This window comes from Ruminococcoides intestinihominis, assembly GCF_040096285.1.
GTDB classification, from domain to species: domain Bacteria; phylum Bacillota; class Clostridia; order Oscillospirales; family Acutalibacteraceae; genus Ruminococcoides; species Ruminococcoides intestinihominis.
This window is the reverse complement of sequence record NZ_JBBMEY010000048.1, coordinates 1-12,285: the sequence shown is the minus strand read 5'-3', so window position 1 is coordinate 12,285 and position 12,285 is coordinate 1. Positions and strand designations below refer to the sequence as shown.

The 12,285-nt window shown below is 31.2% G+C and carries 15 protein-coding genes; all 15 read right to left on the bottom strand.

Annotated features, from left to right (window positions below; genetic code table 11):
• Positions 1 to 291: 291 nt before the first annotated feature.
• On the bottom strand, positions 292 to 432 hold the full coding sequence (locus WMO18_RS09495; RefSeq protein WP_022505372.1) for a hypothetical protein: 141 nt from the start codon (positions 430 to 432) through the stop codon (positions 292 to 294).
• Positions 433 to 512: 80 nt separating this feature from the next.
• Positions 513 to 1,691 (bottom strand): nucleotidyltransferase domain-containing protein, encoded by a 1,179-nt coding sequence (locus WMO18_RS09490; protein WP_367286560.1) that lies wholly within the window; start codon positions 1,689 to 1,691, stop codon positions 513 to 515.
• Between the two features lie 17 nt (positions 1,692 to 1,708).
• On the bottom strand, positions 1,709 to 1,924 hold the full coding sequence (locus WMO18_RS09485) for a hypothetical protein (protein ID WP_294672852.1): 216 nt from the start codon (positions 1,922 to 1,924) through the stop codon (positions 1,709 to 1,711).
• A 233-nt stretch (positions 1,925 to 2,157) separates the two neighbouring features.
• Positions 2,158 to 3,777 (bottom strand): Ig-like domain-containing protein, encoded by a 1,620-nt coding sequence (locus WMO18_RS09480; protein WP_211148280.1) that lies wholly within the window; start codon positions 3,775 to 3,777, stop codon positions 2,158 to 2,160.
• A 637-nt stretch (positions 3,778 to 4,414) separates the two neighbouring features.
• Entirely contained in the window at positions 4,415 to 4,540 is a 126-nt protein-coding gene (locus WMO18_RS09475) for a hypothetical protein (protein WP_282435504.1), read from the bottom strand.
• Between the two features lie 86 nt (positions 4,541 to 4,626).
• On the bottom strand, positions 4,627 to 5,709 hold the full coding sequence (locus WMO18_RS09470) for a hypothetical protein (protein WP_211148279.1): 1,083 nt from the start codon (positions 5,707 to 5,709) through the stop codon (positions 4,627 to 4,629).
• 10 nt (positions 5,710 to 5,719) lie between these two features.
• Positions 5,720 to 7,291, bottom strand: coding sequence for an MBOAT family O-acyltransferase (locus WMO18_RS09465; protein ID WP_367286559.1), 1,572 nt, complete (start codon positions 7,289 to 7,291; stop codon positions 5,720 to 5,722).
• 3 nt (positions 7,292 to 7,294) lie between these two features.
• On the bottom strand, positions 7,295 to 7,525 hold the full coding sequence (locus tag WMO18_RS09460) for a phosphopantetheine-binding protein (RefSeq protein ID WP_022505992.1): 231 nt from the start codon (positions 7,523 to 7,525) through the stop codon (positions 7,295 to 7,297).
• Positions 7,526 to 7,536: 11 nt separating this feature from the next.
• Positions 7,537 to 9,048 carry an AMP-binding protein gene (locus tag WMO18_RS09455; protein WP_211148277.1) on the bottom strand — a complete coding sequence of 504 codons (1,512 nt, stop codon included), beginning with the start codon at positions 9,046 to 9,048 and terminating at the stop codon, positions 7,537 to 7,539.
• A 623-nt stretch (positions 9,049 to 9,671) separates the two neighbouring features.
• Positions 9,672 to 9,851 (bottom strand): hypothetical protein, encoded by a 180-nt coding sequence (locus WMO18_RS09450; protein ID WP_287922773.1) that lies wholly within the window; start codon positions 9,849 to 9,851, stop codon positions 9,672 to 9,674.
• Between the two features lie 18 nt (positions 9,852 to 9,869).
• Complete coding sequence (locus tag WMO18_RS09445; RefSeq protein WP_367286558.1) at positions 9,870 to 10,034, bottom strand: hypothetical protein; 165 nt, start codon at positions 10,032 to 10,034, stop codon at positions 9,870 to 9,872.
• A 261-nt stretch (positions 10,035 to 10,295) separates the two neighbouring features.
• Positions 10,296 to 10,460 (bottom strand): hypothetical protein, encoded by a 165-nt coding sequence (locus WMO18_RS09440; RefSeq protein WP_329980510.1) that lies wholly within the window; start codon positions 10,458 to 10,460, stop codon positions 10,296 to 10,298.
• Positions 10,461 to 10,475: 15 nt separating this feature from the next.
• Positions 10,476 to 10,637: a hypothetical protein gene (locus tag WMO18_RS09435; protein ID WP_287933515.1), complete on the bottom strand. Its 162-nt coding sequence runs from the start codon at positions 10,635 to 10,637 to the stop codon at positions 10,476 to 10,478.
• Positions 10,624 to 10,785: a hypothetical protein gene (locus tag WMO18_RS09430; RefSeq protein ID WP_287933513.1), complete on the bottom strand. Its 162-nt coding sequence runs from the start codon at positions 10,783 to 10,785 to the stop codon at positions 10,624 to 10,626. The genes WMO18_RS09435 and WMO18_RS09430 overlap by 14 nt, the downstream gene beginning before the upstream one ends.
• A gap of 126 nt (positions 10,786 to 10,911) precedes the next feature.
• Entirely contained in the window at positions 10,912 to 11,034 is a 123-nt protein-coding gene (locus WMO18_RS09425) for a hypothetical protein (protein WP_287933511.1), read from the bottom strand.
• Between the last annotated feature and the right edge of the window lie 1,251 nt (positions 11,035 to 12,285).

The window sequence follows — 12,285 nt, the reverse complement described above, 5'->3', positions numbered from 1 at the left end:
ACTTCGTGGTCCCCCTTCCTTTACACAAGGAAGGCTGGATGGTTTCTATTAATTCTAAATATCTACCACACAACAAGGCAAGTTCTAGCACCACAAACCCAAATTTATCAAATTAATCTTAACGCACAAACAAAATTGAAAAACACATAGACAAAAGGCAAAAGCCTCACCATTATTACGGTGAGGCTTTTTTAAGAAGACAATCAGAGATTATCTTTGAATTAAAAATCTACGAATTATAAATTTAAAAATTAAAAAATCTATATTGTTACAGGGTTACGATTTATGGTTTTAGCAACCACAGCCACCGTTACAACCACAGCCACAATCATTTGAGTTGCCACAATTGCCGTTACCACCACAGAAGCCACAGCAGATGATGATTAAAAGAATAATCCAGCAACAATTTCCATTGCCAAAACAGTTACACATTTGGGTTTCCTCCTTTCCGTTTACATTATATATTATTAGGAAAGCAGAAAAATGTGTTTATTTTTAGGCAGAAATTTTTCTTAAATTCCTGCCATTTTATTTATTGAGTCAATGTAGTTCTTCACATCTTTGTTCATATTGGCAATCTGATTTTTTTCACGAACAATTGCCTTGGGCTTTTTTATTAAAGTATAAAAGCCTTTGTGAATGTAGCAAAAAGGAAGTAACCATTTGTGGTTAACAAGCACCTTGTACCTTTCTTTCATTGCATCATAGCCGATAAACCATGCATCACAAAAATACTTGATTTTGTTGGTAAAGTAAAAACCCTTTTTCTTGGTGTCTTTAGGTGAAATCATTGACATTGCAAAGAATGTTTGTTCACCATGAGCACCACTGATATATACAAATCTTGAAAGTTCCATAAGCCTATTATCTTGACTTTTATCTTCAAAAAACACCTGATAAAGTTCCTTTACCGTTTCGTTAAAGTCAAACAGTCCTAACTTTTTCAGTTCACTGTTTAGGTAGGTATTATCAAAGGTCATTTTCTCATTTATAAGGTACATATCAAGAAAATATCTAACACCTACCCCACCCTTAACAAAGTGTTTATAAAGATGGTAAAGAGTATAAATATAGAAATCTTCATTATTTAAAAGATAATGAAACTTTGAATTTTCCTTTAAATATGCCCTATGAAATGACTTGTTAAAATAATCATAAAAATTAGAGTCCTTAGGAGCTAAGGAAGAATGTAGCTCAATATGTACTGAATTTTTCTCATAACTAATATGATAGTCATTGCCTTTATTGGGCTTTTCAAAAGTTTTGTAGCCTAGGCTTTCAAGGACTTTACAGGACTTTTCAAAGTCACTATCTTTAATAAGAATATCAATGTCACCACTACTACGGTAATTTTCTACAGGATATAGCTTTTTTATCAAAATTCCCTTAACCGGTAAGAAAGAAACTTCATTATCTTCAAAAGCAGAATAAACCATTGTGGAATAAATTTCTTGTTTAGCCTCAATAAAAGTAAGTTTACTGTAAGCATCCTTAAATTTTCTTAAAACTTCTTTTGGTACATTAAAATCTTTAATTGAAAGATACACCATATTTGCAACCTTATGATGCATACAAAAGTGAAAAAACTTGCTCCAATCAATTTGAAAATCAGGTTGGGCAGGTTTTTTGTTCTTTATAAGTGATTGTAAGATGTTTGATAAATAATTACCATACTGTAGATAAAAGTCCATACGATCCCTTACTTTAATTATTTTTCAGAAAACTTTTTGTTGTATTTATTAATTCTCACTAAGTTTACAATATTAGCAACCAGTACAATTAACATAACTGCAACCAGAAGAATTGGCATAATCAAAAAATTAATATTATGTACAATACAATACCAAAGTTCCACTGCAGAAGCAATCAGTGCTACTGCTGAAAAAAATACACCAATAATTGCTATAACCTTATTTTTCTTCATAAATGCCATCTCCTCTAACTTAAACAATAACATATTTTTAACATATTTGCAACAAGATAAATGTAGAAAAAACTCTTGCCTATTAAAAATAATAAGCAAGAGCCGTTGATTTTGGAGGTATAATAAATGGTATTTTTAGTTGGTAAGCTTCTTTTCTTTTATTACTATTGATGGTGTTGATAGGGAATAATCCCTAGTACATAATATACCGTCAAAGTAATTTTGCCACCGTTTTATTTTACAACTACCTTACATCTTGCATATTTTTTGCTACCATCCTTTGCAGTAGCAGTAATATAACAATTACCCTTTCTCTTAGCAGTAACTTTACCCTTAGAGTTTACAACTGCAACATTCTTATTATTTGTACTCCAAGTAACTGACTTATTATATGCATTTCTTGGTGTACAAGTAGCCTTTAGAGTTAGCTTTTTGCCTCTATTAAGTGCAACTGACTTTTTGTTTAGTGCAACTTTAGTAACAGTCTGTTTCTTAACTGTCACCTTACAAGCAGTTGTTAGCTTAGTACCGTCATTTGTTGTAGCAGTAACAGTACAAGAACCCTTTTTCTTTGCTAAGATTTTACCTATTGCATTTACAGTTGCTACCAAAGTATTTGAGCTTTTCCACTTAACACTTTTATCATCAGCATTAGTAGGTGTACAGGTAGCCTTTAGAGTATAACTTGAACCGGGTTTTTCAAGTCTGACAATATTTTTACTTGACTTAACATCAATAACCATCTGCTGAACCTTTACCTTACATCTTGCAAGTTTTGTAGTATCAAATTTTGCTCTTGCAGTAATGTAACAAGTTCCTTGACCCTTTGCTACCACCTTACCGTTAGAATCAACAGTAGCTACATCTTTATTACTGCTACTCCACTTAACACCTCTTTCTTTATCAGTTGTATACACAGTAGCAGTTAGCTTTTTGCTGATTTCTTTATCGTAATACTTAAAAGTATAGTTAGTGTTGCTTAGTTTTACCGGTTGAGCATATGATGAAGTGATAGTTTTGCCAAACCAGAAGTTAAAGTCAAAAGTACCACAAGCACTGCTTACACCGTCAATAACACCACTACTTGTTGACTGCCACATCTGATAAGCACCTTTATAATCACATTGTGAGTTATACTGTGCAACCCACTTATACCACTTTGAATTATTAAATGCCTTATCAGTTAGGTAGTTATTCCACCAATTAAGGTTAGCATAGATGCCTACCTTATAACCTTTAGCAGTAATTGCATTACAGAATGTTTTGGCAATTGCACCTCTTGTAGCTCTGTTAGTACCTTTTAACTGACTATTGTCTTCCATATCAAAATATACAGGAAAATCCAACTTCAAACCATTTATTAAACGAAGTACATGGTTAGCCTCAGACTTAGCCATTGATGTGTTTACTGCATAGGAATAAATATACACACCAAAAGGAATTTTGTTGTCAATACAGCCCCGAACATTCTTCTTGAAGTATGTATCATCTTGATATGTATAGTTATCACCATAACCAACACGTATAATAGCATAGTCAACATCACTTTTAGCAACCTTTGCCCAGTTAATGTTACCGTTCCATTGTGACACATCAATACCTTTCATAGTAGCACCTTGAATAACCTGACCGTAGTTATTTACAAAGCCCTTTGAAGTTCTTTTCCAAGCCTTGCTACTCTTAGATGCACCGACACTTTCAATACCCCTAATTGGCAAACCATTCTTGTAACGCCAAGAGTTTAGTGGTTCGGCAAATTCATTACTTTGCTGACCTAGTGTTGCACCACAAACTGTTGCAATAGTAGTAGCAAACAGGACTACTGTCATAATAACGCATAATAATTTTTTCATCAAAATCCTCCCTATAAATAAAAATCACTCTTATATATAATTATACCACATATAATAACAAAAGTGTAACAAAATTATTAATATTAATTAATAATCTACATATTATAGAAAATTTTGATTTTACATATTTTGGACAAAAGGAAAAAGCCCTCTCATAAGATAAGAGGGTCTTCCCAGAAAAAAGAACATTATGAAATATAACAAAACAATACAAAAGATTGGAAAAAGCTTTTTGAAGTTTTTTGAGAGTTTTTGCTCTCTTAAGATGTTTATATTCTATCATTATTGCACAGATAATGCAAGGCTTTTTTCTTCAATTATTACTTTTTATACAATTTTTTAATAATATATGAATATTATATTAATATTCTGTTCACAATTAAGCACATTGCACAAAACATTTTCATCATTATTCACTATAATATTGTATTTCATTTGGCATATTGCACAAAACATTAGTCATTTTCACTACAGTTTTACACTTGGAAACAATTTAATAACAATGTTAACTATTTATCAAGGTATTAATTAGCCATTTTATATAAACATAATTAAATATTATATTAGTCAAATTGACAATAATATCACTTTTTCTACTAAAAAAGTCCAACTATATAGTCGGACTTTTCAAAATCAATCATCTTTTCTGCAAAGTAAAGAACAGTCTTGGCATTTTTAGAATTACTTTGCCGTATTTTTGTGTTGGTAATAGCTTTTCTAATCTTTTCTGTAGCACAGATAAGAATTCTGTTTTTTTCATCATTTATAATTTTTAGATTTCCAAAGGATTATTGTTACAATTTTATTATTCTAAAAAAAAGTGACAGTACATACTGCCACTTGCGTAAATTAAAATTTTGGTGGTAAAAAGTCAGGTTTCAACGGTTGTGGGAATTCGGGACTATCCTTAGTCATTTCTCTTGCTTTCAAGAAATCTGCAACCTGATAAAAGTCATTTACATCTCTATTCCATTGTTTTCTGACACTTTCAGAAACCTTTGATGGTTTAAAGCCTAAATCTTCTACCATATATTTTTCCATCAAACCGGTTACTTTTTTAGCACCACTATAGTTTAAGTGATGTCCTGCATCTCTTGTATCGGTTTTCCAAGAAAAGTTAGGCAACCATTTATTTAAATTCATATCAAAGTCATAATACTTTATGTTATATTCCTTTGCTAGTTTAGCAACAAAGTTGTGCTTTATTTTGTTCCAAGCATTACCCTGAGGCATATTCAGAAGAACAACATTGCAATTATTTTTCTTACAAAGGTTATAAATTTTCTTAAAGTAAATCTCACCTTCATCAGCAAAACAAGCTCTGTCTTTGCTTTTCTTGCCATGTGTACCGTTGTATGAAACAGTTTTCATAGTAAGGTTATAACCTTTATAAATACTGCGAATTTTGTTTGGATGATTAGAAACAAAGTCCCTAAAGGTTAAATTTTTCCATGATCTTTTGTACTTCATAATTGGGAAAAAATTATCCAAAGTACCACCGATTTGGTCATTTATAAAACCTGCAATTTCCTTTGTATCATCAGTAAAATAGTCAAAGCTATCACTTTCGGTTTCCACCATAAACTGACTTTCAACAAATACTGTCTTAGGTGACTGAGTCTTGAAAGCTCTTTTTAGGTCAAAATAAGCCTCTTGTGGTTTCATAACTGCATAGCTTAGGTTGTATGTAGTAATCTTCTTATCCTTCCAAATCTGCATAGGATTTATTGAATGAAAGATTGATGAGTCACCAACAAACAAAGCATCAATAGAATTGTCCTCTTCAGCATCATAAGTCTGCCAAAATCCATTTCTAACAGGATACCTCTCTACATTTCTTACTGTTAATACATAACAAAAATAATAAAGCAATCCAACAAATATTAGCATAAAGCAAATACTTCTAATAATTATACAACAATTTTTCTTCATAACCTATCTCCTAAAACTGTGCATAAATTGCTGCAGCTCCACCATATCCAATACCATAAGCACCAAGGATAATAGTTGAGAACAACAAGAAGTAATAAACAAGCCATCTGATAACAAAGTTATGTTCGATTAGCCACATACGAATATCAATGCCTTTTTCCTTAATAATGCCAACCAGTAACATAACCACAAACCCAACGGCTAATATAATACCGTCTTGGATTTTTATAATTGAACAAAAATCCATAAAGTTGATTGAAGTAAACATTTTGCCAAACAGTTTGCCAAATTCAACAAGTGTGCTACTTCTAAACAGTAGCATACCAACATTTACAATAACAACTGTTCTTGCAACCTGAAATACAGAGTAGCCTTTGCTTTCTTTATTAATATGTAGCTTCTTAGCCAGTTTATCTGTATAAGGTTCGGTAAATTTACCCAGCATCATCAGTACATAGTAGTAAAGTCCATAAACAATATATAGCCAACTTGCACCATGCCACAAGCCGTTACAGAACCACACAAATAACAATGTATAGGCTATTGTGATAAAGCCAACAATATGCTGACTTTTGATATGTTTCTTTGTAAAGGTATTTACCTTCTTAAAGTGACCTGAAAGGCTGACAGGATAGAACACATATTCCTTTAGCCATGCACCAAGGGAAATGTGCCATCTTCTCCAGAATTCATCAATAGACTTTGAGAAGAATGGTTGCTTAAAGTTCTCTGCAACCTTAATGCCAAACATTTCAGACACACCACTGATAATATCAATACAACCTGAAAAGTCTGCATATAGCTGAAAAGTATACAGTACCATACCGATAAATACTGCTGTACCGGAATAGTTATCTATCTTTACAAATGTTTTAGGTAGGAAAAATCCTATTCTGTCGGCAATTACTAGTTTCTTAAAACAACCGTACATTACAAGAATAGCACCACGCCTTATCTTGTCATAATCAAACTTATGAGGTGTTCTAAACTGCTTGTCAAGGTCACCGTATCTGTCGAAAGGACCTTCTACAATATGTGGAAAATAACAAACAAACAGTAGCACCCTTAGTGGGTTAACTTCTGCTTTAATAGTACCTCTGTACACATCGGTAATGTAACTGACAGACATTAGTGTGTAGTAAGAAATACCAAGTGGCAACAAAATATTAAACTCAGGTAATAAATCTTTTAAAGTAAAAATACTTGCAATTCCGTTGACAATACCACCAAGGAAGTTGCAGTACTTTGTCAAAACCAAAACTGCAATTACAACTACAACACAAAGAATCAGAATTTTCTTCTGCTTTTTCTTTAGTTGTTCTTTCAGTACTTTTCGTTCAGGTTTTGGAAGTTCTTTTTTCTTTTTAGCAAATTCATCTTTGTATTTTTGTATTCCCTTTGCACCAAAATATATTACTGCAGTAGTAAACAGCATATATAAGGTTAGCAATGCACTTGAAGTAACAAAGAAAAGTAGTGATGCGCTAAGCAACGCTACCCATTGATACTTTTTAGGAATTAAGTAATATACAACAAAAGTTACACTAACAAATGCTAAAAAGACAAGGGAAGTAATTTCCATATATTAGTCTTCATCCTCTAGTCTTTCTACCATTTTTACAATAGCATCAACTGTATTGAAGTTTTCAGGTACAAGGTCTGTTACCTGAATTTCAATGTCAAATTCATCATTAAGCTCACCAACAAGCATAACAATATCCATTGAGTCAAGTAGTCCGTCATCAACAATCGCAGTTGCATTCTTAAAATCTACATTTGGTTTTACTTTTGCTAAAATTTCTAATACTGTTTCCATAATAATTCTCCTTAAAGTTCTTTATAATTTTTAGTAAGATAGTTTCTGTCAATTTTTCCGTTAGCATTTTTAGGAAGTTCCTTGACTCTGATAATTTTGTCAGGATACATATATGATGGAACTTTGTTCCTTACTGCATCCATAACCTTGTCACTATCTTTTGATTTTCCTTCATAAACAAGTGCCAAGCAGTTATCCTCTTTGTTAAAGATACAAGCACAACCCTTTACACCGTCAACACTGTTTGCACCGGCCTCAATTTCTCCAAGTTCGATTCTGTAACCACTTCTCTTAATCTGAAAATCTTTACGAGAAATGTATATAATCTCACCCTTATCATTCATCTTAACAATATCACCGGTTTTGTATACTCTTTCAGGATAATACTTGTTAAGTGGATTTTGTACAAAAGCCTCAGCAGTCTTTTCAGGATTACCGTAGTAACCATCAGCCATAAAGGTTGTTCGAGCATAAAGCTCACCTTCTTCATCAACACCGGCCTCTGTGCCATCTTCTTTAACAATAAACACCTGACAGTTATCACAATGAATACCGATAGGCAAACTTTCATCATCTGCAAATTCCCTGTTTACTCTATAGAAAGTACAAATATCTGTTGTTTCTGTTGGGCCAAATAGGTTTGCATATATAATATCATTATCAAGACTTTTTATCCAGTAGTTAAGTTGTTTTGTTGGCATAACCTCACCGGCAAAAAGTACAGTCCTTAAATATTCAGGCTTTGCAACATCAAACACCTTCCAGTTAGAAAGAATTGAAATTGCAGTAGGTACCCAATAAATTGTATTGACTTTCTTTTCATTTAAGTAATTCACAAGATTTAGTGGGAAAGAAAAATACTTCTTTGGAATAATGTTGTAAGTACAGCCACACTTAACTGTAGAATAAAAGTCGGTAACTGACATACTAAAGTATAGTGGTGTTTGGCTACCAAATGAAGTATTTTCATCAAACTTAAATTCTTCAGTTACCCAATTAATATAGCTAATCAAGGCTCTGTGGCTGATTACAGTTCCTTTAGGCATACCTGTTGAACCACTTGTAAATAGGATATAGGCAATATCCATATCAATCATATTACTTCTAACGCTATCAAGACCATCATTATCAACAGTATTTTCAATAGCCTCTTCATAGACAACTATTGTTTCATTACTGCTAACCTCATTAGCCAACTGTAAAGAAGAATTATCGGTTAAAATAATAGGTTCATCAAGTGAAGAAAGAATGTTTATAATTCTATCCTTAGGTGAATGAACATCCACAACAACATAAAAATCTCCGGCATAAAGTGTACCCAACATACTGTCAATACAGTTACAGTTTTTATCAATTAAAATTGCTACTGCTTTTCTGTTGCCATACTGTAAAAGTGAAGTACCGATTTTCTTTGACTTTTCCATAGTTTCTGAAAAAGTAGAACATCTGTTTTCATCAGTAAAGCCGACTTTATTAGGAAATTTTTCAACTGTATGTTCAAAAAATTCTAACACATTTTTCATTATGTTCCTCCATAAAATTTACAACATTCGACTTATAAACCTCTCGTTACCTTACCTATTTTATTTTAAAAAACAAATTATGTCAATAAAACTGGTTAAAAAATAACCTTATCTTACAATATTGTTATAAAACATAGAATATTATATATTTATCGTCATTATCAGTGGTAAAATATTGAATAAAATCTATATAATATAAAGTTACTCTACACATATATAAAACGATTTATATTGCAAAAAAAGTGCATTTATTTTAAATTTTTCAAAAAAATTTCCCCTACCAAACTAAGTTAATAGTTAGTAGAGGATTTTTTGCTTTTTAAATAGTTAATATCACTAAAAGTTATTTATTTTTTGTCATAAAGCACCTACTTTTATAATATAAATTCTACTTCACAATTTAGGAAAGTATCATTACCATCATATAAAAATACAACACAATTTTTCATATCGGAAGTTGGGACTCACTCATATATTTGTCCATTAATCTTCACTTTATCAAAAACAATATTAGGAATTGACTCAACTACAATTACCCTATATTTAGTACTTGGAATTCATCAATAATTTTTCTTTTGTTATCCATCAATATAGCCCACTCTTTTATAATAGGAATTCACTTATTATTCAACCATTATATTTTTCTGTTCATGCACAAAGCCCTTACAATTAGGGTCTTCACAATGAAAATAATTCACAAAATCTCTCTTTGAATAAGAAACATCATAATAATGTTTATGGCAAGTATGACACAATATCTTTTCACCTTTTCTAAGTCTATCAATATCGCTTAATTCTGTCATAATAATACCTCTATAAAATTAATAATCAATCTTCAACATATGCCCACCGGTTTTCTTAAAATAATCTTCATCAGCTTTCTTAGCCTTAATCTTTATTTCTTCCGGTGCATCTTTCTTTATACTTCTAAAGCCATTCTTTGGTGGTGTCATCCATATATAAAACTTATCAAATTTTCCTGTCATAACATTACCTCAATTACAAAACCAAAATATTAGGTGTGAACCTTACAATACTTTTACAGTTTGGACAATAAAATTCTAATGATTTACTAATATCTTTAGTTGCAGAAATATAAAAATCCTTCTTACATTCTAGACAAATAATTTTATCACCACTTTGCAATTTTTCTATTAGTGATTTTTCATTGTTCATATCGATTCAATATTCTCTTCTGTTGTCAATAGTTCGATTATTAATTTTTCTATAAAAATAATAGATAAAAATTAATAATCAATCTTAAGCATATGCCTACCGGTTCTCTTAAAATAATCTTTATCAGCTTTCTTAGCCTCAATCTTTATTTCTTTCGGTGCATCAGGCTCTATTCTACGGCTACAATTATGGTCAAGATATGACCATTTCAAAAATTTATTAAATTCTTCTGTCATATTAATATTCACCCTTTATGATTCAACAATTTCAAATAATTCAGGTGGATAAAGATAATCTTCACCACTGTCATCAATAATTCTATACCATTCTTTTTCAATAGAAATTACATCATATATAATATTATGAGTAAGCACTAAAAAATCGGTTTCTCCTATATACTTAATCTTCAACAACAATAAATTCCTCTTTCGGATACAAATAATCCTCATCAGTTTCATCAATAACCCTATAAAAAGGTCCTTCTTCACCTAGACGCTCATATACCTTGCCGTTAATAAGTTCTAATGGGTGGCTAATCTCACCTATATATTTTACTTTCATATTATCATCACCCTTTAAATTCAGAATTCTATAATTACATTAAATACCTAATGTAGCAATAAAACATATCTAAAGCAAATGCTCAATATCAACTAATATTTTCTTAATTTCTTTAGCTAATTCTTTTTACTGTTTTTCTAAATAACCCGACCAATCAGGAGTAACAGCAAATAACTTACTGATAAGTTTCTTACCGTTTACATAATCATTTTTAGCACCAAGTTCAATATATTTTCCTAAATATTTCACCGTACATACAAACACCTTAACTATCGTTAAAAATAATGTAAAATCAGCTTATGTAAACATTAATAAAAAGCAAATAAATATTATCTTACCTATATTTTATCATTCTAAAAAAATAACGCAATGCCAAAAATGGGACTTATATCAGAAAATCAAAATTTTTAGCAACAAAAAATAAATTAAAATTTATGAAATTAAGGTTCAAAGGTGTAGGGTTTTTCAGCAAAATTTATTATATGAAACTTTCTCAAAGTTCATATTATCAAATCAAACTTCACCTATAACTGGTTTACTTTGACAATTACTCAACTGATACCTTGAAACAAATTTTCTCTAATCAGAACTTCTCCTATGTAGATATTTGAAATTTGCACAGATAAAAAAACTTCTCTCCATGAGATATTCCCTTACTAAGGGAAATGTCCAGTAGGGATAAAGGGTTTGCCGTTTTCGCAGAAAAAGTATCACCGAATGGTAACAAAGGAGTGTTTAATATTTTAAACTTGTTTAAAATATCATCATAGAAGAAACTATCCATTATTTCTAACTAGAAAGTATAAAAAATATTTTGAGTTACCGTTGTAGGGTCCAACATTGGTGGACCGAGCAAACTAATCTTCAGATAGTTACTTTGCCCTATGTAGATATTAAAAATTAGCACAAACAAAAGCCTTCCTTGTGTAAAGGAAGGTGTCAGCGAATGCTGACGGATGGATTGTCACGGTAGATAGTATTCTCTAGATAAAATGTGAATGCGGAGATAATAGTCACCTAGAATAAAAAAGAAAGATGTAATTAAAAAATCAAATTAAAGTACTCCCCAACTTACTTTAGCTTAGAGGGAACTACCAACCACGCTTGAAGGTTACACATCAGAATTAAAGTAACTGATGAAAACCCCTCGCAAAAAGTAAGCAACCAAAAATAATGAATAGTATTAAGTTAGATAAATGATTGATAGGAAACGAAACTATGCAAATTAAAAAACTCACCTTCGAGCCCAGTTGGATTCTATGGGATAAACAAAAACAGAGTAGCTATTGCTACTCTAACACATAAGACTATTAAACTGATAAAACTAAATAATATTAACTCCCCCAACTTACTAATGCATAGAGGAAGTTTCCTACCACGCTTGAAGGTTACACATCAGAATTAAAGTAACTCATCAAATCCCCTCGCAAAAAGTAAGCAACCAAAAATAATGAATAGTATTAAGTTAGATAAATGATTGATAGAAAACAAAACTATGCA